The sequence below is a fragment of the Intrasporangium sp. Soil_C_50 genome (assembly GCF_057656595.1).
Genome location: NZ_JBDGKB010000001.1, coordinates 498,696 through 519,368, shown reverse-complemented (window position 1 = coordinate 519,368; position 20,673 = coordinate 498,696). Strand labels below are relative to the sequence as shown.

The window sequence follows — 20,673 nt, the reverse complement described above, 5'->3', positions numbered from 1 at the left end:
ACCGGTCCCGGCCGGGGCCGGGACGTGAGATGCCATGTCCACGGAGCGGACAGCGTCCTATGCTGCAGAGCATGACGCAGACGCCTGACATCAAGCCCCGCAGCCGCGACGTCACGGACGGTCTCGAGAAGACCGCCGCGCGGGGGATGCTCCGGGCGGTAGGCCTCGGCGACGACGACTTCGCCAAGCCGCAGATCGGCGTCGCGAGCTCGTGGAACGAGATCACGCCCTGCAACCTGTCGCTCGACCGGCTCGCCAAGGCCGTCAAGGACGGTGTCCACGCCGGCGGTGGCTACCCACTCGAGTTCGGCACCATCTCCGTCTCCGACGGCATCTCGATGGGCCACGAGGGCATGCACTTCAGCCTCGTCTCGCGCGAGATCATCGCCGACTCCGTCGAGACCGTCATGAACGCCGAGCGCCTCGACGGCTCGGTGCTGCTCGCCGGCTGCGACAAGTCGCTGCCGGGCATGCTCATGGCCGCAGCACGTCTCGACCTCTCCTCGGTGTTCCTCTACGCCGGCACGATCCTCCCGGGTGTCGCAAAGCTCTCCGACGGCACCGAGAAGGAGGTCACGATCATCGACGCGTTCGAGGCCGTGGGCGCGTGCAACGCCGGCCTCATGTCGCGCGAGGACGTCGACGCCATCGAGCGGGCCATCTGCCCGGGAGAGGGCGCCTGCGGCGGTTTCTACACCGCCAACACCATGGCCGCCGTCGCCGAGGCGATCGGCATGTCGATCCCCGGCTCGGCCGCTCCGCCCGCGACCGACCGCCGCCGCGACATGTACGCCCGCAAGTCGGGCGAGGCCGTCGTCGAGCTGCTCCGCCGCGGCATCACGGCGCGCGACATCATGACCAAGCCGGCCTTCGAGAACGCCATCGCCGTCGTCATGGCGTTCGGCGGCTCGACGAACGCCGTGCTCCACCTGCTCGCGATCGCCCACGAGGCCGAGGTCGACCTCACCATCGAGGACTTCCGCCGCATCGGTGCCAAGGTGCCGCACCTGGCCGACGTCAAGCCCTTCGGCAGCTTCGTCATGAAGGACATCGACCACATCGGCGGCATCCCGGTCGTCATGAAGACGCTCCTCGAGGCCGGCCTGCTCGACGGCGACTGCCTCACCGTGACCGGCAAGACCATGGCCGAGAACCTCGAGGAGATCAACCCGCCCCACATCGACGGGCGCGTCATCCGCGAGATGGGCCAGCCGATCCACAAGACGGGCGGCCTGACGATCCTCACCGGCTCCCTGGCGCCCGAGGGAGCCGTCGTGAAGTCGGCCGGGTTCGACGAGTCGGTCTTCGAGGGCACGGCCCGCGTCTTCGACGGCGAGCGCGCCGCGATGGACGCCGTCGAGGACGGCTCGCTGAAGAAGAACGACGTCGTCGTCATCCGCTACGAGGGCCCCAAGGGTGGCCCCGGCATGCGCGAGATGCTCGCCGTGACGGGCGCCATCAAGGGAGCGGGCCTCGGCAAGGACGTCCTGCTCCTCACCGACGGACGCTTCTCCGGCGGCACCACCGGGCTCTGCGTCGGGCACGTGGCTCCGGAGGCCGTCGACGAGGGGCCGATCGCCTTCGTCCGCGACGGCGACACGATCCGCCTCGACGTCGCCAGCGGCACGCTCGACGTCCTCGTCGACGAGGACGAGATGGCGCGTCGTCGTAGTGAGGGCGTCACGCACCCCGAGCCGAAGTACACCCGCGGCGTCCTCGCCAAGTACCGCAAGCTCGTCGGCAGCGCGAGCGGCGGCGCGGTCTGCGGCTGAGGCTCCACGCCCGCTGACGCAGCGGCGGTGCGTCAGCGGGACGCGTCGCGGAAGGCGCGCGGTGTGAGGCCCGTCGCGGCGCGGAAGCGCCGGATGAGGTGACGCTCGTCGGTGTAGCCGGTCGCTGCCGCGATGTCGCGCACCCCGAGGCCGGTGTGCACGAGCAGCTCCGTGGCGGCCGCGAGCCGGTGCGCGGCCCGGTGTGCGTACGGGCTGGTCCCCGTCTCGACGCGGAACCGCCGTCGCCAGGTCTCGTACGGCAGGCCGACCGCAGAGGCGACGTCGTGCAGGTCGAGGGGCTCCCCGAGGTCGTGCTCGAGCAGCTCGACCGACCGCGCGAGCCACGCGTCCGTGGCGCGGGAGGCGGGTCCACGGCGTCGGCGCTGCTCGTCGACCGCCAGGGCGTCCAGGAGGGCCGCGAGCAGCTCGAGTGCCTCGGCGTCGCGGGCCTCGACCGTCGCGGGCCGGGGGCGCTCGAAGGAGGCGAAGCGGGCCGCCCAACGTCGCACTGGAAGGTCATGGACGAGCGGGCGGCCGGTGGAGAGGGCGCCCCGCCGTGCAGCGAGCTCGTAGGCGAGGCCGTCGAACACCACGAAGTGCTCGTCCCACCCGCCCGCGTCCGCTCCGTACCAGTGCGGGTGTCCGGGGTGCACGAGGATGAGCGTGCCTGAGACGACGGGCTCGTCGTGGGCGGTGTCGCGGTAGCGGCCGGATCCGGCGGTGACGAACGTCAGCCCCCACGTCGGGTGCCGACGGGAGGTGCCGGTGGGCAGCCCGCTGCCGCCGAGGATGCGGCCGGCGACGAGCACCTCGCCGAGCCGGCCGGCGGCGGTCATGCCTCGCCTGCGTGGATGCGCATGACACCAGAACGTACCCCTGCGACCATGCCGTCCCGTGCGGGCGGCTCCGGGGTCTGGTGGGCTGGGCGGACCGACGACCACTCCGGTCGCGCACGATCCGTGAAGGACGGCCCCGCGATGCCCACCGACACCCTGCCGGAGCTCACCACGGCATACCCCCTCACCGACGAGCAGCTCGCGGCCTACCGGGCCGACGGCTTCGTCCGCCTGGCCCAGGTGGCGACGGGGGAGGAGGCAGCGGCCTACCGTGCGCCTGTGGCGGAGGCCGTCGAGCGCCTGAGGACCGAGACGCGGCCCCTCGCCGAGCGGGACAGCTACGGGATGGCGTTCCTGCAGGTCATGAACCTCTGGCGGCACGACCCGGACGTCGCCCGCTTCGTCCTCGCCGCACGCTTCGCGGGCGTCGCCGCGCGCCTGCTCGGGGTGCCGCGGGTCCGCCTGTACCACGACCAGGCGCTCTTCAAGGAGCCCGGCGGCGGGTACACACCGTGGCACCAGGACGCCATGTACTGGCCCCTCGACGGGTCGCGCTGCCTGACCATGTGGATGCCGCTCGTCGACATCACGCCGGCCCACGGCGGTCTCGCCTTCGCGACCGGCAGCCACGTCGACGGTCCGCTCAGCGACATCGGCATCTCCGACGCGTCCGAGGAGCACTTCGACCGGCTGCTCGCCGAGCGCGGCGCACGCGTCGACGAGTCCGTGGCGATGCAGGCCGGTGACGCGTCGTTCCACTCCGGCTGGACCGTGCACCGGGCCCTGGCCAACAGCTCCGACGCCATGCGCGAGGTGATGACCGTCATCTGGTTCGCCGACGGGCTGCGGGTGCTCGAGCCGGCCAACGGCGCGCAGGGCAGCGACCTCGCGACCTGGCTGCCGGGACTGGCCCCGGGCGATCTCGCCGCCTCCGGGTCCAACCCGCTCCTCGGCGCCGTCGACGGACGCGCCTGACCACGGCGCCCCCCCACCACGTCGACGCTAGGGCGTCGACCCGTCCTCGGACCGCGCCTTGAGGCCGGCGGCCTCCATCGCGAGGTATCGGTCGGTGAGCCCGCGGTACACGCGCCCGACGAGGGAGCCGAGCCACCCCTCCTGGCTGATCGACAGGGTTGCCTGGCTGCGTCCGGCGTCGAGTGGTTCGACGCCGTGCCGGGCGACCGTGTGCACGCCGGGCCCCGTTGCCTCCCAGACGAACTCGCGGCCCTCGTCGATCGAGGTCACGGTCCACTGGGTGCGCGGGAGGCGCGGCTGCTCGATCAGCGCTCGCGAGCCGACCCGCAGCGGGGCGGGATCGAGCAGGTGCAGTGACGTGACGGAGTCGGTCCACTCCGGCCACCGCTCCACATCCGTGATGACCGCCCACACGCGCGCAGCGTCGGCGTCGACGTCGATCGAGGTCGCCTGGTGCATGCCACCATCCTGCTCACTCCGCCGTCGCGGTGTCGACGCTTCGGGAGCCGTCGGATGCCGTGTCGCCGGTGCTCGTGTCGATGGCCCAGTGCCGCCACGTCGAGGTCACCTCCATGCCGACCTTCTCGTAGAGGCCGAGCGCGCCGGTGCGCGAGTCGGTCGACAGCTCCGAGCGCGTCGCGCCGTGGTCGCGGGCCGCGCCGAACGCGTCGACGAGCAGGGCCCGGGCCAGGCCCTTGCCGCGCTGGTCGCGACGCACCGCGAGCTTGTCGATGTAGCCGAAGTCGTCGTTGACCATGAGGAGGGCGACGCCGACGACGACGCCCGACGGGTCGGTCATGAGCCGCAGGTGCCAGGGCTCGAAACCCGGGCGCAGCACCGTCCCGGCCGCCCAGTCCTCGAACGGCTCGCGGTCGCGCTGCGACCACTCGAGGAAGGCGTCCTCGACGACCTCGTGGGCGATGCGGTGGTCGGGGGTACCCTCGGCGGACCGCACGGAGTAGCCGTCGGGGACCGGCTGCGGCTCGATCTGCTTGCCCCCGGGCATCTCCAGCACCCAGGAGGTCCACAGCGGCGTGTACCCGAGCGACTGCAGCAGGTGCTCGCCGCTCGACCCGACGGGCACCGGCTGGCCGACGAGCCCGGCACCGTCGCGCCGCGAGAGGCGCTGGCACCACAGGGCCAGGGAGGTGCCGATGCCGCGACCGCGGGCGTCGGGGTGCACGTGCGCATGACCCCAGCGACCGCGGTCGACCTCGCCGTAGGCGACGAGGCGGTCACCGTCGTAGACGCCGATCGTCTGCCGGTCGATGTCGAAGCTCGGCCGCTGCCAGTCGCCGACGATGTCGGCCTCCTCGATGACGACGGTGCCGACGTCGGCCAGCTCGGCGTCGCGCATCAGCTCGAAGACGGCGCGGGCCTCGTCGGGGCGCAGCGGGCGCCACGTGATGCCGTCGAGGTCCTCGAGGCCGAGATCGTTGATGGCGGGGCCGATGTCGGGGTTCATGTCGCTGGTCATGGCTTCTCCGGTGTGGTCGTCCCGGCTACGCCGGGGGAGTGCGGGATGTCGAGGCCGATCGAACGGCGGAAGGGGCGCATCGCCGTGCCGATGCCGCGCCCCTGGTGGGGCAGGCCCAGCCACGAGCCCGTCTCCCCGGTGCGCGTCACGAGGTAGTCGCTCGTCGAGAACCCTGCGTCCCGACGAGCATCCCCTCGTGCCAAGCCGCGAGCTCGAGGCGCCAGGCCTCGGGCGAGACGTCGGCGCGGCACCGCCAGTGGTACTGCACGAGGCCCCGGGGCAGCTCCTCCGGCGGAGCCCCGGTCCACGGCACGTAGAACCGCATGCGGGCCGGGTCGTGCACGCCGCGAGCCGCGAGGTCGGCCAGGGCGGCGAGGTCGTCGTCGCCGAGGCCTCGCAGCTCGAGCGGTCCGGCCGTGAGGCGCAGGCCGAGAGCGGGCAGCAGGTCGGCGACGGTGTCCATGGGTCGTCAGTGTCCTGACGCGTCGGTCGCTCCTCAACCGACTTTCCGCGGGTCGACGGCACGGGGGGCCGACGCGTCAAGCCCCTGTGACAATGGGTGAGATCACAGTGCCACATGTTGAGACAGCCCGTACGGCCGATTGACACCGCTGGGGCCGCGTAGGACGGTTGACGCGTGGCCCGACTCCTCGTACTTCCCTAGCGCGCCGACCAGCAGCACCGGTCAGCGCGCTCCCTTCCGTCCCACCACGGGACCGAAGGGTTTTTTTGTGGGCCGGGACGGGTCCACGACCGGGTGGACGAGGCGACGGAAGGGCCACGAGCAGCACCAGAGACCGCAACACCACGCAATGCTCGAGACAAGGAAGAGATCGTGAGCGACACGACGAAGCAGGCGCCCTCGCCCGCCGACGTGGCCTCGATGGCCCGTCACCGTCCGACGCCGTCCTCCCCGGCGCGGCCCAGCGACCCCGGCGCGTCCGCGCCCGTCGCACCGGTCGTTCCTGCGCAGGAGGTCACCGGCGCCCAGGCGCTCGTACTCTCCCTCGAGGCCATCGGCGCCGACACCGTCTTCGGCATCCCCGGCGGGGCGATCCTCCCGGCGTACGACCCGATGCTCGACTCGGACAAGGTGCGCCACATCCTCGTGCGCCACGAGCAGGGCGCCGGCCACGCGGCCGAGGGCTACGCGGCCGCCACCGGCAGGGTCGGGGTCTGCATGGCGACCTCCGGTCCGGGAGCCACCAACCTCGTGACGCCGATCGCGGACGCGCACATGGACTCGGTGCCGATCGTCGCCATCACCGGCCAGGTCGCGAGCGGTGCCATCGGCACCGACGCCTTCCAGGAGGCCGACATCCGCGGCATCACGATGCCGATCACCAAGCACAACTACCTCGTCACCGACCCGGCCAAGATCCCGCAGGCGATCGCCGAGGCGTTCCACGTCGCCTCGACCGGTCGACCCGGCCCCGTGCTCGTCGACATCAGCAAGGACGCCCTCCAGGCGAGGACGACCTTCACGTGGCCGCCGCCGATCGACCTGCCCGGCTACCGGCCCGTCCTGCGGCCGCACGGCAAGCAGATCCGCGAGGCCGCCCGCCTCATCGCCCAGGCCAAGCGCCCGATCTTCTACGTCGGGGGCGGCGTCGTGCGGGCCAAGGCGAGCGAGCAGCTGCGCCGCCTCGTCGAGCTGACCCGGATCCCGGTCACGACGACCCTCATGGCCCGCGGCACCGTGCCCGACAGCGAGCCGCTCAACCTCGGCATGCCCGGCATGCACGGCACGGTGGCGGCGGTGACCGGCCTGCAGAAGTCCGACCTCATCATCGCCCTCGGCGCCCGCTTCGACGACCGTGTCACCGGCCAGCTGTCGACGTTCGCCCCCGATGCGAAGATCATCCACGCCGACATCGACCCGGCCGAGATCAGCAAGAACCGCATCGCCGACGTGCCGATCGTCGGCGACGTGGGCGAGGTCATCGACGACCTCATCGAGCAGATCACCCTCGACCGGGCCACGGCCGAGGAGGGCTCGGGCGCCTGGGACTACGCCGACTGGCGCGAGCGCGTCGCCGGGTGGAAGTCGACCTTCCCGCTGGGCTGGACCGACAGCGAGGACGGCACGCTCTCGCCGCAGTACGTCATCGAGCGCATCGGCGCCCTGACCGGCCCCGAGGCCACGTACGTCGCCGGCGTCGGGCAGCACCAGATGTGGGCCGCGCAGTTCGTCCAGTACGAGCGCCCCAACGCGTGGATCAACTCCGGAGGCCTCGGCACGATGGGCTTCTCCGTGCCGGCGGCCATGGGCGCCAAGGTCGCCGAGCCGGAGCGCACCGTGTGGGCCATCGACGGCGACGGCTGCTTCCAGATGACCAACCAGGAGCTCGCGACCTGCGTCATCAACAACATCCCGATCAAGGTCGCCGTCATCAACAACAGCAGCCTCGGCATGGTGCGCCAGTGGCAGACGCTCTTCTACGACGCTCGCTACTCCAACACCAACCTCCAGCCGCTCGAGCAGCGCGTGCCCGACTTCGTCAAGCTCGCCGACGCCTACGGCTGCCTCGGGCTGCGGGCCGAGACGCCCGAGGAGGTCGACGCCGTCATCAAGCAGGCCCTCGAGACCAACGACCGCCCCGTCGTCATCGACTTCATCGTCCACCGCGACGCCATGGTGTGGCCGATGGTCCCCGCGGGCGTCAGCAACGACATGATCCAGGCCGCACGCCACGAGGCGCCGGTCTGGGAGCGAGAGGACTGAGGCCGAGCATGAGCAAACACACCCTGTCCGTGCTCGTCGAGAACAAGCCCGGCGTCCTGACGCGCGTCGCGGCCCTGTTCTCCCGGCGCGGCTTCAACATCGACTCGCTCGCCGTCGGCCCGACCGAGATCCCCGAGATCTCGCGGATGACCGTCGTCGTCGAGGTCGAGGGCGCGGCCCTCGAGCAGGTGACCAAGCAGCTGAACAAGCTCATCGAGGTGCTGAAGGTCGTCGAGCTCGACCCGACCGCGTCGGTCCAGCGCGAGATCATCCTCGTCAAGGTGCGCGCCGACGCCGCGACCCGCAGCCAGATCGTCGACACGATCCACCTGTTCAAGGCCAAGGTCGTCGACGTCACGACCGACGCGGTCGTCGTCGAGGCGACGGGCAACTCGGACAAGCTGCGCGCCCTGCTCGACGTCCTCGAGCCGTTCGGCATCAAGGAGCTCGTCCAGTCCGGGATGGTCGCCGTCGGGCGCGGCGGCCGCTCGATCACCGACCGCAGCCTGCGCAGCGCCTGAGACCCACCAGACCACCAGCAGCACACCGCAACCGCACCCCCAGCAGAAGGAGAAGGCCACCATGGCCGAGATGTTCTACGACGACGACGCCGACCTGTCCGTGATCCAGGGCAAGAAGGTCGCCGTCATCGGCTACGGCAGCCAGGGCCACGCCCACGCGCTCAACCTGCGCGACTCCGGCGTCGACGTCCGCGTCGGCCTCGCCGAGGGCAGCAAGAGCCGGGCCAAGGCCGAGGCCGAGGGCCTGCCGGTCAGCTCGGTGGCCGACGCCGTCAAGGAGGCCGACCTCGTCGTCATCCTGACGCCCGACCAGGTGCAGCGGACGGTCTACTCGAACGACATCAAGCCCAACCTCAAGGACGGCGCCGCGCTGCTCTTCGGCCACGGCTTCAACATCCGGTTCGGCTACATCAAGCCCGAGACCGACGCCGACGTCCTCATGGTCGCGCCGAAGGGCCCCGGCCACATCGTGCGCCGCGAGTTCGTCGACGGCCGTGGGGTGCCCGTGCTGCTCGCCGTCGAGCAGGACGCGTCGGGCAGCGCCTGGGACCTGGCCAAGGCCTACGGCAAGGCGATCGGCGGCCTGCGCGCCGGCGGCATCAGGACGACCTTCACCGAGGAGACCGAGACCGACCTCTTCGGCGAGCAGGCCGTGCTATGCGGTGGCGCGAGCCAGCTCGTCATGTACGGCTTCGAGACGCTCGTCGAGGCCGGCTACCAACCCGAGGTCGCCTACTTCGAGTGCCTTCACGAGCTCAAGCTCATCGTCGACCTCATGATCGAGGGCGGCATCGCCAAGCAGCGCTGGTCGGTCTCCGACACGGCCGAGTACGGCGACTACGTGTCGGGCCCGCGCGTCATCGACCCGCACGTCAAGGAGAACATGAAGGCGGTGCTCGGCGACATCCAGAACGGCACCTTCGCCAAGCGCTTCATCGACGACCAGGACGCCGGTGCCCCCGAGTTCACGGCCCTGCGGGAGAAGGGCGCCCAGCACCCGATCGAGGCCACCGGTCGTGACCTGCGCAAGCTCATGGCGTGGGTCAAGCAGACCGACTCCGACTACACCGAGGGCAGCGCGGCCCGCTGAGGCGCGTGTCCCCGGACCGGACCTGACGGCCGGCCACCCGTTCGTGGGGTGGCCGGCCGTCGCCGTCGGGACACCACCCGGTCAGCGACCGTGCGAAGAACGCTGCGAGCGAGTGGAACTGGGTCGCGCGCAGCACGGTTGGATGGTCCGCCGCGGACGGTGACCGCGTCGTCGGCGCAGTGCACGACGGCGTCGGTGTCGGCCAGGACGGCCTCGAGCCCGAGCCGGGCGGCGACGTCGACGCCGCGGCGACGGCGAGGCCTCCCGAGGTGTCCGCGATCCGGGCATCCGCATCCACTCCGTGGGACGTCCACGCTCGTTCACCCTCCAGTTCACATTCTGGTTACAACCCGTGCCAACGCAGGACGCAGTCCCTAGACTCGCTCGCGGCACACCGGGGTGCCCCGTCGGCCCGCGTCCCTCCACGGACGCCCGGCCCCGTCACGTCCGAGAGGGTCCCTCGTGAGCAAGCCCGTCGTCCTCATCGCCGAAGACCTGTCGCCCGCCACGATCGAGGCGCTGGGGCCCGACTTCGAGGTCCGATCGGTCGACGGGTCCCGCCGCGACGCCCTGCTGCCGGCTCTCGCCGACGTCGACGCCGTCCTCATCCGGTCGGCGACGAAGATGGATGCCGAGGCCATCGCCGCCGGCCGGCGCCTCAAGGTCATCGCCCGCGCGGGCGTCGGCCTCGACAACGTCGACGTGCAGACCGCGACGCGCGCCGGGGTCATGGTCGTCAACGCCCCGACGTCGAACATCACCTCGGCCGCCGAGCTGGCCGTCGGCCTCCTGCTCGCGACGGCACGCAACATCGCGCCCGCCAACGCGGCGCTCAAGGGTGGCGCCTGGAAACGCGGCGACTACACCGGCGTCGAGCTGTTCGACAAGACGGTCGGCGTCGTCGGTCTGGGCCGCATCGGCGCCCTCGTCGCCGAGCGGCTCAAGGGCTTCGGCATGAAGATCCTCGCCTACGACCCGTACGCCTCGCCCGCCAAGGCCGGCCAGCTCGGTGCCCACCTCGTCGGGCTCGACGAGCTGCTCGAGCACTCCGACTTCATCACCGTCCACCTGCCCAAGACGCCCGAGACGCTGGGCCTCATCGGCGAGGAGGCGCTGTCCAAGGTCAAGCCGACGGTCCGCATCGTCAACGCGGCCCGTGGCGGCATCGTCGACGAGGGCGCCCTCGCGCGTGCCCTCGCCGAGGGTCGGGTCGCCGGCGCCGGGCTCGACGTCTTCGCCAAGGAGCCCACGACCGAGTCGCCGCTCTTCGAGTACGAGTCCGTCGTCGTGACCCCGCACCTCGGCGCCTCGACCGACGAGGCGCAGGAGAAGGCGGGTATCGCGGTCGCGCGGTCGGTGCGCCTGGCGCTCGGCGGCGAGCTCGTCCCCGATGCCGTCAACGTCAGCAGCGGCTTCATCGCGGAGGAGGTGCGCCCGGGAATCCCCTTGGTGGAGAAGCTCGGTCGCATCTACACGGCGATCGCCGGCAGCGTCCCGGCGCAGCTGGACGTCGAGGTACGCGGCGAGATCACCGCCCACGACGTCAACGTGTGGAAGCTCGTCGCCCTCAAGGGGCTGTTCACCGACGTCGTCGAGGACCCGGTCACCTACGTCAACGCCCCCGTCTTCGCGGAGCAGCGCGGCTGTGTCGTGCGCCTCGTCACCGATCCCGACTCCGGCGACTTCCGGAACGTCACGACGTTGCGGGGCACCCTCGCCGACGGCACGGTCGTGTCGGTGTCGGGCACGCTGACCGGCCCGAAGAAGGTGGAGAAGCTCGTCGGCGTCAACGGTCACGACCTCGAGGTGCCGATCTCGGACCACATGCTCGTCTTCGAGTACACCGACCGGCCGGGCGTCATCGGCAACGTCGGTCGCATCCTCGGCGACGCCGCCATCAACATCGGCGGCATGCAGGTCTCTCGCCAGGAGGACCGCGCCATCGGCGTGCTCAACGTCGACTCAGCCGTACCGGCCGCCCTCGCCGCCGAGCTGTCCGACGTCGTCGACGCCAAGACGTTCACCGCCGTCGACCTGCAGGACTGAGAACCGGTCCGCCGGGAGGGTCCCGGGCCCTTCGGCACTGGGCCGGCGGCACGCGGCGAGCGACCATGCCCTCATGGGCACGGTGGTGATCCGCTGCGCGGCCGTGACGAAGCGGTTCGGCAGCACCGAGGCGTTGCGCGGTGTCGACCTCGTCGTCGAGCAGGGCGACCTCTTCGGCTACCTCGGCCCCAACGGCGCGGGCAAGACGACGACGCTGCGCCTGCTCATGGGCCTGACGCGGCCGACCTCGGGGGTGGTCGAGGTGCTCGGCATGGACGCGTGGACGCGCCGCGAGCAGATCCACCGTCGGGTCGGCTACGTGCCGGGCGACGTCGCGCTCTACGACCGGCTGAGCGGGCGCGACCACGTCGACTTCGTCGGGCATCTGGGCGGACTCGGCGCTCCCGCGTCGGCGACCAAGCTCGCGGAGCGGCTCGACCTCGACCTGACACGTCCAGCGCGCGAGCTGTCGCGCGGCAACCGCCAGAAGCTGGCGCTCGTGCTCGCGCTCATGATCGAGCCCGAGCTGCTCGTCCTCGACGAGCCGTCGAGCGGGCTCGACCCGCTCGTGCAGCGCGAGTTCCACGCGCTCCTCGCCGAGCACGTCGCCGGCGGCGGCACCGTGCTGCTCAGCTCGCACGTGCTGAGCGAGGTGCAGCGCGTCGCGTCACGGATCGGCGTCCTCAGCCGGGGCCGGGTCATCGCCGTCGAGCGCCTCGACGAGCTTCGTGCGCGCTCGCTCCACCACATCGAGGCACAGTTCGCCGGGCACGTTCCCGCCGTGGCGTTCGACGCCGTCCCGGGGCTGCGTGACGTCCGCAACGAGGACGGCGTGCTGCGTTGCGACGCACCGCAGTCCGCCCTGGACGCGCTCCTGAAGGAGGTCGCCCGGCACGACGTCGTCGACTTCTCGTGCACCGAGGCCGAGCTCGAGGAGACGTTCATGGCCTTCTATGCGCCAGGTGGCGACGATGCTGCGTGACGTCCTGCTCAAGACCCTGCGCGACCAGCGGCGCTCCTACGTCGCCTGGTGCGTCAGCGTCGTGCTCCTCGTCGCCATGTACGTGGCGATCTGGCCGAGCCTGCGCGGCCAGCCGTCGATGAGCAGCTTCCTCGACCAGATGCCCGAGGCGCTGCGCAACCTCTTCGCCATGGCGGGTGCCGACCTGTCGACGCCCGTGGGCTACATCCAGATCGAGCTGATGTCCTTCATGGGCCCGATCCTCGTCATCCTCTACGCGGTGCTCGCAGGGTCGGGCGCCGTTGCGGGGGAGGAGGACCGGCACACACTCGACCTGCTTCTCGCGACGCCGGTGCCGCGTTGGCGCATCGTCGTCGACAAGGCCGCCGCGATGGTCCTCGGCACCACCGGCCTTGCCGTGCTGCTCGGGCTCGCACTCGTCCTCGAGGGGCGCCTCGTCGACCTCTCGCTCCCCGTCGACCGGGTGGCGGCGGCCATGCTGCACCTGGCCCTGCTCGGGCTCGTCTTCGGCGCCCTGTCGCTGGCCGTCGGTGCGGCGACCGGCCGCAGCGGGCTGAGCCGCGGCGTGCCGGTCGCGGTCGCCGTCATCGCCTACCTCGTCAACGGGCTCGGCGGCATGGTCGACTGGTTGCGCCCCGTGCGGTCGTGGTCACCCTTCTACCAGTACGCGGGTCACGACCCGCTCGGCACGGGCGTCTCGGTGCCCGCCGCGCTCGTGTCCGTCGCCACGGTCCTCGTGCTCGTCGGGGTGGCGGCCTGGGCCTTCGACCGGCGGGACGTGCGCACCTGAGCGTGCTGCGGGTCGCGCCGGCCGCCGTCAGTCCGACTCGGCCGCCGGGGCGCGGTCGTTGCGCGGGGTGGGCTCCTCGCCCTCGTCACCGAGATCGGCGAGCTCGGGCAGCAGCTCGTGGCGCTTGCTGAAGGTGTCGAGGATGGCGAGGGCCACGGCCGCGATGGGGATGCCGATGAGCGCACCGATCGGGCCCCAGATCGCAGCTCCGGCGATGACGGCCCCGAGGGCCACGGCCGGGTGGACGTCCATGGTGCGCTGGCTGATCCGCGGCGTGAAGACGTAGTTCTCGATCTGCTGGTAGACGGTCGCGAAGATGACGATCCACAGCGCGCTCAGCGGGTTGGCGAGGAGGGTGAACAGCGCCGGGAGCGCCACCCCGATGTAGGTGCCGATGGTCGGGATGAACTGGCCGACGATGCCGGCGAAGATGCCGAGCGGGAGCCAGAAGGGCACGTCGACGAACCAGAAGAACGACGCGTGGAAGACCGAGGACAGGGTCGCGAGAAGCAGCTTGGACACGACGTAGCCGCCGGTCTTCTCGACCGAGATCGTCCACACCGTGACGAAGACGCGCTGGAAGCGTTGGGGCAGCCAGGAGCCGATGGTCTGGCGCAGCCTGGGGCTGTCGGCCGAGAGGTAGTAGGCGAAGACGAGGATCGTCAGGGCGTCGAAGGCGAAGGTCAGCACCGACCCGAAGACGCCGAGGATGCCACCGCCGTACTTGCCGGCGAGCTCGCCGAGCTTGTCGGGCGTCAACGACAGCGCCTGCTGCAGCTGGGAGAGGTCGAAGGTCGTGTGGAACGTCGCGTTGACCCAGTCGAGCGCCGCCGCTGCGGCCTCCGGCAGCCGCGTGCCGAGCTGGGAGAGCTGCGAGGCGAAGACCGCCCCGAAGAGCTCGGCGAGGCCGACGAAGACGAGCACCATGGCCAGCATCGTCAGGCCGGTCGCGAGGCCCCGCTTGACGCCACGACGGCTGAGCCACAAGACGATCGGCTCCATCGCGATGGACAGCAGCCACGCCAGCAGGAGCAGGAACAGAAACGAGCTCATCGACTGGAAGACGGTGACCCCGACCCACAGCAGCACCAGGGCGGCCAGCGCGGTGGCCACGATGCGTCGGGCGTTGGACGGTGTCACCGCGACCCAGCGGGCGCGCTCCTCGAAACGCTGCTCGGGGTGTACCGCGTGGGCCACGTGGACGGAGTGCCCGGCGGGCAGCGGCTCGTGCTCCGAGGACGGTGTCTCGTGCTGCGTGTCGTGCCCGCGCTCGTGTCCCGACTCGTGCCCCGGCTCGTGGTCAGCGCTCACCAGCCGAGCGTACGGCGGCGATCGCGTCGAACGCGGGAGGCCGGAGCGCGGGCCGTCCTCGCGTCGCGTGCGTCACACGCCGGAGGATCTCCTGCACACATGCCGGACGCCGCGTCTCATTTGCTGGAAACCCCCTTTACCCCCCGGTAGCCGCGCGTACCGTCGAACCCATGACGCGGCAGCTCGTACTCCTCATTGCCAGCCGCGGCGAGTCCCAGTAGTCAGCGACCTCGCCGCGGAGATCCCGCGCACCCATCGCTGACGGCTCGCCCACCCGGGCTCGAGCACCTGAGACCACACGGACAACTGGCACGAAGGAAGTGATCCCCATGAGCGATGACGCCATGGCCGCCCGACAGGCGCTGCAGGAGTCGATGGACCTGCGCGACCAGGGCCACACGGAGGACTGAGGTCCGACCCAGCCACGACGACGAAGGCCCCCGCCCACCGTGGGCGGGGGCCTTCGTCGTGTTCATTTCGTGAGACGCGCGTTCCACATCACAAGACGCGTCCTACGCTGGACGCATGGGAGAGACGCAGGTCAAGGACGCCTACTCGATCGCCGTGATCGGCGGTGACGGCATCGGTCCCGAGGTCGTCGGCGAGGCACTCAAGGTGCTCGACGCGGCCACCGGCTCCAGCGGTCCGAAGTTCGCGACGACCGACTACGACCTGGGCGCCCGCCGCTGGCACGCCACCGGCGAGACGCTGCCCGACTCGGTCCTCGAGGAGCTGCGCGGCCACGACGCCATCCTCCTCGGCGCCATCGGCGACCCGACCGTCCCCAGCGGCGTCCTCGAGCGCGGCGTCCTGCTGCCCCTGCGCTTCGCCCTCGACCACTACGTCAACCTGCGCCCCGCCAAGCTCTACCCGGGTGTCTCAAGCCCGCTCGACGTCGCGCGCGTCGCGCCCGACGGCATCGACTTCGTCGTCGTCCGCGAGGGCACCGAGGGCCCCTACACCGGTAACGGCGGGGCGCTGCGCGTCGGTACGCCCGCCGAGATCGCCACCGAGGTGAGCGTCAACACCCGCTACGGCGTCGAGCGCGTCGTCCGAGACGCCTTCGCCCGGGCCCAGGCCCGTCCGCGCAAGCACCTGACGCTCGTGCACAAGCACAACGTCCTCACGTACGCCGGGCACCTGTGGCGGCGCACCGTCGAGGAGGTCGGCGCCGAGTTCCCCGACGTGCAGACCGCCTACCAGCACGTCGACGCCGCGACGATCTTCATGGCCACCGACCCGGGTCGCTTCGACGTCATCGTCACCGACAACCTCTTCGGCGACATCCTCACCGACATCGCCGCCGCCATCGCCGGCGGTATCGGCCTCGCGGCGTCGGGCAACATCAACCCGGCCCGCACCACCCCGAGCATGTTCGAGCCGGTCCACGGCTCGGCCCCCGACATCGCGGGGCAGGGCAAGGCCGACCCGACGGCCGCGATCCTCTCGGCCGGCATGCTCCTCGCCCACCTCGGCCTCGGCGCCGACGCCGCGCGCATCGAGGCCGCCGTCGCCGAGGACCTCGCGCAGCGCGGCCACGCCGTACGGTCCACCACCGCCGTCGGCGACGCCGTGGCCGCCCGCCTCTGACCCACACCTGACGAGCCGGGCCGGTGCGACGAGCACCCCGGCCCGGCTTCGTCGTCTCACCATGTGGGCGATAGCCTGCAAGAGATCACCGCAGATTGGCTCCCCTGGAGGTTCGAGATGTCCCAGCTGTCCTTCGAGGTCACGCGCCGCGACGACGAGACGTCGCCCGAGCGCGTCGCCGAGATCCTCCAGAACCCCGGCTTCGGCAAGGTCTTCACCGACCACATGGCCGTCATCGACTGGAGCGCCGAGGGCGGCTGGGGCAACGCGCGCATCCAGCCCTACGGCCCGTTCCAGCTCGACCCCGCCGCCGCCGTCCTGCACTACGCGCAGGAGATCTTCGAGGGAATGAAGGCCTACCGGCACGCCGACGGCTCGATCTGGACGTTCCGTCCCGAGGCCAACGCCGCCCGGTTCGCCCGGTCCGCCCGCCGCCTCGCGCTGCCGGTGCTGCCCGAGGCCGACTTCATCGAGTCGCTGCGCCAGCTCGTCGAGGTCGACCAGGTGTGGGTGCCGGCCGGTGACGCGGGGGAGAAGAGCCTCTACCTGCGCCCCTTCATGTTCGCCTCCGAGGCCTTCCTCGGCGTCCGCCCGGCCCAGCGGGTGACCTACTCGGTCATCGCCTCGCCCGCCGGTTCGTACTTCTCCGGTGGCCTCAAGCCGGTGACGCTGTGGATCTCGACCGACTACGCGCGCGCCGGGGAGGGTGGCACCGGTGCCGCCAAGTGCGGCGGCAACTACGCGAGCTCGCTCGCCGGCCAGCTCGAGGGCATCGAGCACGGCTGCGACCAGGCGGTGTTCCTCGACTCCTCGACGCACACGTACATCGAGGAGCTCGGTGGGATGAACCTGTTCCTCGTCACCAAGGACGGGCGCATCATCACCCCCGAGCTCACCGGCACGATCCTCGAGGGCGTCACCCGCAGCTCGATCCTCGAGATCGCCAAGGAGCTCGACCTGTCGCCCGAGGAGCGCCGCATCCCGATCGAGGAGTGGAAGGAGGGCGCCGCGAGCGGCGAGATCGTCGAGATCTTCGCCTGCGGCACGGCCGCCGTCATCACCCCGGTGGGTGAGCTTCGCTGGGAGGGTGGGTCGGTCGACCACCGCCGCGAGGGCCACGAGGACCGCTACGCCGAGGCCATCCGCAGCAAGCTCCTCGACATCCAGTACGGCCGCGCCGAGGACACCCACGGCTGGCTGACGCGTCTCGTCTGACGCGGCTGCGCCCGTGGGTTCCGTGACGGGCCGGTCCCGGCCGGGGCCGGACCTCCCTGTCGCCCGGCCGCCGCGTCTCGTGGCGTCCGACCTCGACGGCACGCTGCTGCGCACCGACGGCTCGCTGTCCGGGCGCACGGCCACCGCCTGGGCGGCCGCCACGGACGCCGGCATCGAAACCGTCCTCGTCACGGCGAGGCCACCGCGCTGGCTGCACGACCTCGAGCACGTCGTGGGCCCGCGGGGCACCGCGATCTGCGGCAACGGCGCGTTCGTCTACGAGGTCGCGACGCGCCGAGTGCTCGAGACGCACTGCTTCGACAGCGACGTCGTCGACGAGGTCGTGGCCGACCTGCGTCGCGTCGTGCCCTCGGTGTCGTTCGCGGCCGAACGGGCCACCGGCCCGTTCGTCGCCGACGACTACCCCGACCCGCACCGCGACCGTGGCGCCGACCGGGCGGTGCACGGGTCCTGGCGCGAGGTCGCCGCCGAGCCGGTCGGCAAGCTGCTCGCGCTCGCCCCTGACCTCCCGGTCGAGGAGTTCCTCGCCGTCGTCGAGGAGGTCGTCGGCGAGCGTGGGCACCTGCACTTCTCCGGGGCCCACGGCCTCGCCGAGATCAACGCACCGGGCGTCACCAAGGCTGCCGGGCTCGAGCGCTGGGCCGGCCGCCTGGGTATCGGCGCCGCCGACGTGTGGGCCTTCGGCGACATGCCCAACGACCTGCCGATGCTCGAGTGGGCCGGCGTCGGCTGGGCCGTGGCCAACGGGCACGAGCAGGTGCGGCGCGCGGCCGACCGGGAGTGCCCGGCCAACGACGAGGACGGCGTCGCTCAGGTCCTCGAAGCGGTCCTCGTGTCAAAGGTTTGATCCGGAACCATTGACGGCGTGAGCCGTGCGGGTATTTGATGCCACGCATCACATGGCGCGGCAGGCAAAGGTCTGTCGCCTGATGTTTGCGAGGTAGTGCATGAGCGTTCCTCCGTCCCCTCCCGTCGACCCGCCGCTCGACGCGCCGGCCGGTCCGACCACAGCCCAGCCGGCCCGGGCGGCCCTGGCTGCCGACGAGCACGACGACGAGGGAATTCTCGCGTCGCTCGGCTACAAGCAGGAGCTGCACCGCGGCATGTCGGGGTTCTCGAACTTCGCCGTGTCGTTCTCGATCATCTCGGTCCTCGCCGGCTGCATCACGACCTACTACCTCGCGATGGACGCGGGGGGCCCGGTCGTCATCTCGGTCGGCTGGCCCGTCGTCGGTGCCTTCGTCCTCTGCGTCGCCCTCGCCATGGCCGAGGTCTGCTCGGTGTACCCGACCGCGGGCGGTCTCTACTTCTGGGCCGGTCGTCTCGCCCGCCGCAACAAGCGCGTATGGGCCTGGTACGTCGGCTGGTTCAACTTCCTCGGCGAGGTCGCAGTCACCGCCGCCATCGACTACGGCGCGGCCGTCACGTGGATGGCCCTGCTCAACCTCACCTTCGGCGTCGAGGTGTCGCTGACATCGACCTTCGTCGCCTTCCTCGTCATCATCGCGCTGCACGGCCTGCTCAACACCTTCGGCGTCAACCTCGTCAAGGTGCTCTCGAACGTCAGCGCCTGGTGGCACCTCGTCGGCGTCGCGGTCATCGTCGCGGTCCTGTGGATCGTGCCGGACCAGCACCAGTCGCTGTCCTGGACCTTCACCGAGTACCGCAACGCGACCGGGTTCGACGTGTCGGTCCTCGGCATCCCGTACGCGTTCCTCGTCGGCCTCCTCATGGCGCAGTACACGTACACCGGCTACGACGCGTCCGCCCACGTCGCCGAGGAGACGAAGTCGGCCTCGACCGAGGCTCCCAAGGGCATCGTGCGCAGCGTCTGGGTGTCGATCCTCGCCGGCTGGGTGCTGCTCGTGTCGGTCACCGCCGCCATCCAGGACTACGACGGCGCCCGCCACTCCGCCACCGGCCTGCCGCCGGCCCAGATCTTCATCGACGCCGCCGGCGCGGGCCTCGGCAAGCTGCTGCTGCTCATCTGCGCCGTGGCCCAGTTCTTCTGCGGCATGGCGTCGGTCACCGCGAACTCGCGCATGTCCTACGCGTTCTCGCGCGACAACGCGCTGCCCGGCTCGCGCCTGTGGTCCAAGGTCAACCCGCGCACCGGCACGCCGACCAACTCGATCTGGTTCTGCGTCTTCTGGTCGGTCGTCCTGACCCTGCCGGCGCTGTGGAACCTCACGGCGTACTTCGCCGTGACCTCCATCGCCGTCATCGGCCTCTACATCGCCTACGTCGTGCCGGTCTACCTGCGACGCACGAACCCCGAGTTCCGGGTCGGGCGCTGGAACCTCGGCCGCTGGAGCGCGCCGATCGGCTGGGTGGCCGTGGTCTGGGTCGCGATCATCGTCGTGCTCTTCATGCTGCCGCAGTATGCGCCGGGCACGTGGGGCGACGCGACGTTCAACTACGCCCCGATCGCCGTCGGCTTCGTCCTGCTCTTCGCCACGGTCACGTGGTTCGTCGGCGGGCGCAAGCACTTCATGCGCGACGTCCCCGAAGGGCACGACACCAAGCCCGCGGCGGAGATCTTCGGCTGACATGGAGCCCGTCGGGGGAGCCCAGCCGCCTCAGTCCCTTGGTCTCACGGCGTTGCCGGACGCGGTGCTGCGCCCGGCGTCCGGCAACGCCTTCGAGCACGCGGTCGAGCAGCTGGCCCGGGCGATCCGCCTCGGTGTGTTCCCCGACGGGGAGCAGCTGCCGCCCGAGCGCGAGCTGGCCGAGCGCCTGGGCATCGGGCGCAACACGTTGCGCGACGCCATCGCGGCGCTGCGCGAGTCGGGGCTCGTGACGACGCGCCGCGGTCGGAGCGGGGGCACCTGGGTCACCTACGACGGGTCGGTCCGCGCTGCGACGTGGGAGCCGAAGGACTCACCGGCGCGCAGCGGCGCCGCCATGCTCGACGCGCTGACGTTCCGCCGCGTCGTCGAGCCGGGCGCCGCCTGGCTCGCCGCGTCGCAGCCCCTCGCCGGCGACCAGCGGGCCTGGCTGGCCGACAGCCTGCGCGACGTCGACGAGGCGCCGGACGCCGCGGCCCACCGGGTCGCCGACTCCCGCCTGCACCTGGCGATCGCGACCCTGTCCGGCTCGCCGATGCTCGTCGACGCCGTGACGCGCGCCCAGGCGGCCCTGCACGACATGCTGACCGCGATCCCCGTCCTGACCCGCAACATCGAGCACTCGAACAGCCAGCACCACGACGTCGTCGCAGCGATCCTGCGAGGCGACCCGGAACGCGCCCGGGCCGTCATGGAGGAGCACTGCGACGCCACCTCCGCCCTCCTGCGCGGCCTCATCGGATAGGACAGCCCAC

Annotated in this window: 20 protein-coding genes; 14 read left to right on the top strand and 6 right to left on the bottom strand. The window is 71.4% G+C overall.

The genetic code is table 11. The features are described from left to right. Positions 1-71 precede the first annotated feature (71 nt). Positions 72-1,772, top strand: coding sequence for a dihydroxy-acid dehydratase (gene ilvD, locus AC3A5R_RS02485; RefSeq protein WP_487619192.1), 1,701 nt, complete (start codon positions 72-74; stop codon positions 1,770-1,772). Positions 1,773-1,804: 32 nt separating this feature from the next. Here the strand turns inward: ilvD and AC3A5R_RS02480 are convergent, their stop codons facing one another. Next, complete coding sequence (locus AC3A5R_RS02480; protein ID WP_487619191.1) at positions 1,805-2,608, bottom strand: helix-turn-helix transcriptional regulator; 804 nt, start codon at positions 2,606-2,608, stop codon at positions 1,805-1,807. 141 nt (positions 2,609-2,749) lie between these two features. Between AC3A5R_RS02480 and AC3A5R_RS02475 the strand changes: the two genes are divergently transcribed. After that, positions 2,750-3,583 (top strand): phytanoyl-CoA dioxygenase family protein, encoded by an 834-nt coding sequence (locus AC3A5R_RS02475; protein WP_487619190.1) that lies wholly within the window; start codon positions 2,750-2,752, stop codon positions 3,581-3,583. Between the two features lie 27 nt (positions 3,584-3,610). Here the strand turns inward: AC3A5R_RS02475 and AC3A5R_RS02470 are convergent, their stop codons facing one another. From AC3A5R_RS02470 to AC3A5R_RS02455, 4 genes are read right to left on the bottom strand one after another with little or no spacing between them, the layout of a single operon-like run. Beyond that, entirely contained in the window at positions 3,611-4,042 is a 432-nt protein-coding gene (locus AC3A5R_RS02470; RefSeq protein ID WP_487619189.1) for an SRPBCC family protein, read from the bottom strand. 13 nt (positions 4,043-4,055) lie between these two features. Continuing rightward, positions 4,056-5,060, bottom strand: a complete 1,005-nt coding sequence (locus AC3A5R_RS02465; RefSeq protein WP_487619188.1) for a GNAT family N-acetyltransferase — start codon at positions 5,058-5,060, stop codon at positions 4,056-4,058. After that, on the bottom strand, positions 5,057-5,209 hold the full coding sequence (locus tag AC3A5R_RS02460; protein WP_487619187.1) for a hypothetical protein: 153 nt from the start codon (positions 5,207-5,209) through the stop codon (positions 5,057-5,059). The genes AC3A5R_RS02465 and AC3A5R_RS02460 overlap by 4 nt, the downstream gene beginning before the upstream one ends. Further along, positions 5,206-5,523, bottom strand: a complete 318-nt coding sequence (locus AC3A5R_RS02455; RefSeq protein ID WP_487619186.1) for a hypothetical protein — start codon at positions 5,521-5,523, stop codon at positions 5,206-5,208. The genes AC3A5R_RS02460 and AC3A5R_RS02455 overlap by 4 nt, the downstream gene beginning before the upstream one ends. A gap of 372 nt (positions 5,524-5,895) precedes the next feature. Here AC3A5R_RS02455 and AC3A5R_RS02450 point away from each other — a divergent pair, with 372 nt between their 5' ends. The 6 genes from AC3A5R_RS02450 (at position 5,896) to AC3A5R_RS02425 (ending at position 13,214) form a co-directional block, all read left to right on the top strand. Further along, positions 5,896-7,785 (top strand): acetolactate synthase large subunit, encoded by a 1,890-nt coding sequence (locus tag AC3A5R_RS02450; RefSeq protein WP_487619185.1) that lies wholly within the window; start codon positions 5,896-5,898, stop codon positions 7,783-7,785. 8 nt (positions 7,786-7,793) lie between these two features. Further along, positions 7,794-8,306: an acetolactate synthase small subunit gene (gene ilvN / locus AC3A5R_RS02445; protein ID WP_076259910.1), complete on the top strand. Its 513-nt coding sequence runs from the start codon at positions 7,794-7,796 to the stop codon at positions 8,304-8,306. Between the two features lie 61 nt (positions 8,307-8,367). Then, positions 8,368-9,396 carry a ketol-acid reductoisomerase gene (ilvC, locus tag AC3A5R_RS02440; RefSeq protein ID WP_487619184.1) on the top strand — a complete coding sequence of 343 codons (1,029 nt, stop codon included), beginning with the start codon at positions 8,368-8,370 and terminating at the stop codon, positions 9,394-9,396. A 462-nt stretch (positions 9,397-9,858) separates the two neighbouring features. Continuing rightward, positions 9,859-11,442, top strand: a complete 1,584-nt coding sequence (gene serA / locus AC3A5R_RS02435) for a phosphoglycerate dehydrogenase (protein WP_487619183.1) — start codon at positions 9,859-9,861, stop codon at positions 11,440-11,442. A gap of 73 nt (positions 11,443-11,515) precedes the next feature. Then, the gene (locus AC3A5R_RS02430) at positions 11,516-12,424 is read left to right on the top strand and encodes an ABC transporter ATP-binding protein (RefSeq protein WP_487619182.1); all 909 of its coding nucleotides are present in this window, start codon (positions 11,516-11,518) and stop codon (positions 12,422-12,424) included. After that, positions 12,414-13,214, top strand: a complete 801-nt coding sequence (locus AC3A5R_RS02425; protein WP_487619181.1) for an ABC transporter permease subunit — start codon at positions 12,414-12,416, stop codon at positions 13,212-13,214. The genes AC3A5R_RS02430 and AC3A5R_RS02425 overlap by 11 nt, the downstream gene beginning before the upstream one ends. 27 nt (positions 13,215-13,241) lie before the next feature. On the opposite strand, the gene AC3A5R_RS02420 is transcribed toward AC3A5R_RS02425, so the two are convergent. Further along, on the bottom strand, positions 13,242-14,525 hold the full coding sequence (locus AC3A5R_RS02420; RefSeq protein ID WP_487619180.1) for an AI-2E family transporter: 1,284 nt from the start codon (positions 14,523-14,525) through the stop codon (positions 13,242-13,244). Positions 14,526-14,854: 329 nt separating this feature from the next. Here AC3A5R_RS02420 and AC3A5R_RS02415 point away from each other — a divergent pair, with 329 nt between their 5' ends. The 6 genes from AC3A5R_RS02415 to AC3A5R_RS02390 all read left to right on the top strand — a co-directional run bounded on the left by AC3A5R_RS02415 (position 14,855) and on the right by AC3A5R_RS02390 (position 20,663). Continuing rightward, on the top strand, positions 14,855-14,935 hold the full coding sequence (locus AC3A5R_RS02415; RefSeq protein ID WP_141821957.1) for a 3-isopropylmalate dehydrogenase: 81 nt from the start codon (positions 14,855-14,857) through the stop codon (positions 14,933-14,935). Between the two features lie 115 nt (positions 14,936-15,050). Beyond that, complete coding sequence (locus AC3A5R_RS02410; RefSeq protein WP_487619179.1) at positions 15,051-16,115, top strand: 3-isopropylmalate dehydrogenase; 1,065 nt, start codon at positions 15,051-15,053, stop codon at positions 16,113-16,115. Positions 16,116-16,232: 117 nt separating this feature from the next. Next, positions 16,233-17,330, top strand: a complete 1,098-nt coding sequence (locus AC3A5R_RS02405) for a branched-chain amino acid aminotransferase (protein WP_487619178.1) — start codon at positions 16,233-16,235, stop codon at positions 17,328-17,330. A gap of 13 nt (positions 17,331-17,343) precedes the next feature. Then, positions 17,344-18,198, top strand: coding sequence for an HAD family hydrolase (locus AC3A5R_RS02400; RefSeq protein ID WP_487619177.1), 855 nt, complete (start codon positions 17,344-17,346; stop codon positions 18,196-18,198). A gap of 100 nt (positions 18,199-18,298) precedes the next feature. After that, positions 18,299-19,900: an amino acid permease gene (locus AC3A5R_RS02395; protein ID WP_487619176.1), complete on the top strand. Its 1,602-nt coding sequence runs from the start codon at positions 18,299-18,301 to the stop codon at positions 19,898-19,900. A gap of 52 nt (positions 19,901-19,952) precedes the next feature. Continuing rightward, positions 19,953-20,663 (top strand): FadR/GntR family transcriptional regulator, encoded by a 711-nt coding sequence (locus AC3A5R_RS02390; RefSeq protein WP_487619175.1) that lies wholly within the window; start codon positions 19,953-19,955, stop codon positions 20,661-20,663. Positions 20,664-20,673: the final 10 nt, after the last annotated feature.

Bases quoted from the DNA above. Each gene is read 5' to 3' on its own strand.
- ilvD (WP_487619192.1), top strand. From the start codon at position 72: ATGACGCAGACGCCTGACATCAAGCCCCGCAGCCGCGACGTCACGGAC.
- AC3A5R_RS02480 (WP_487619191.1), bottom strand. From the start codon at position 2,608: ATGACCGCCGCCGGCCGGCTCGGCGAGGTGCTCGTCGCCGGCCGCATC.
- AC3A5R_RS02475 (WP_487619190.1), top strand. From the start codon at position 2,750: ATGCCCACCGACACCCTGCCGGAGCTCACCACGGCATACCCCCTCACC.
- AC3A5R_RS02470 (WP_487619189.1), bottom strand. From the start codon at position 4,042: ATGCACCAGGCGACCTCGATCGACGTCGACGCCGACGCTGCGCGCGTG.
- AC3A5R_RS02465 (WP_487619188.1), bottom strand. From the start codon at position 5,060: ATGACCAGCGACATGAACCCCGACATCGGCCCCGCCATCAACGATCTC.
- AC3A5R_RS02455 (WP_487619186.1), bottom strand. From the start codon at position 5,523: ATGGACACCGTCGCCGACCTGCTGCCCGCTCTCGGCCTGCGCCTCACG.
- ilvN (WP_076259910.1), top strand. From the start codon at position 7,794: ATGAGCAAACACACCCTGTCCGTGCTCGTCGAGAACAAGCCCGGCGTC.
- ilvC (WP_487619184.1), top strand. From the start codon at position 8,368: ATGGCCGAGATGTTCTACGACGACGACGCCGACCTGTCCGTGATCCAG.
- AC3A5R_RS02430 (WP_487619182.1), top strand. From the start codon at position 11,516: ATGGGCACGGTGGTGATCCGCTGCGCGGCCGTGACGAAGCGGTTCGGC.
- AC3A5R_RS02425 (WP_487619181.1), top strand. From the start codon at position 12,414: ATGCTGCGTGACGTCCTGCTCAAGACCCTGCGCGACCAGCGGCGCTCC.
- AC3A5R_RS02415 (WP_141821957.1), top strand. From the start codon at position 14,855: ATGAGCGATGACGCCATGGCCGCCCGACAGGCGCTGCAGGAGTCGATG.
- AC3A5R_RS02410 (WP_487619179.1), top strand. From the start codon at position 15,051: ATGGGAGAGACGCAGGTCAAGGACGCCTACTCGATCGCCGTGATCGGC.
- AC3A5R_RS02405 (WP_487619178.1), top strand. From the start codon at position 16,233: ATGTCCCAGCTGTCCTTCGAGGTCACGCGCCGCGACGACGAGACGTCG.
- AC3A5R_RS02395 (WP_487619176.1), top strand. From the start codon at position 18,299: ATGAGCGTTCCTCCGTCCCCTCCCGTCGACCCGCCGCTCGACGCGCCG.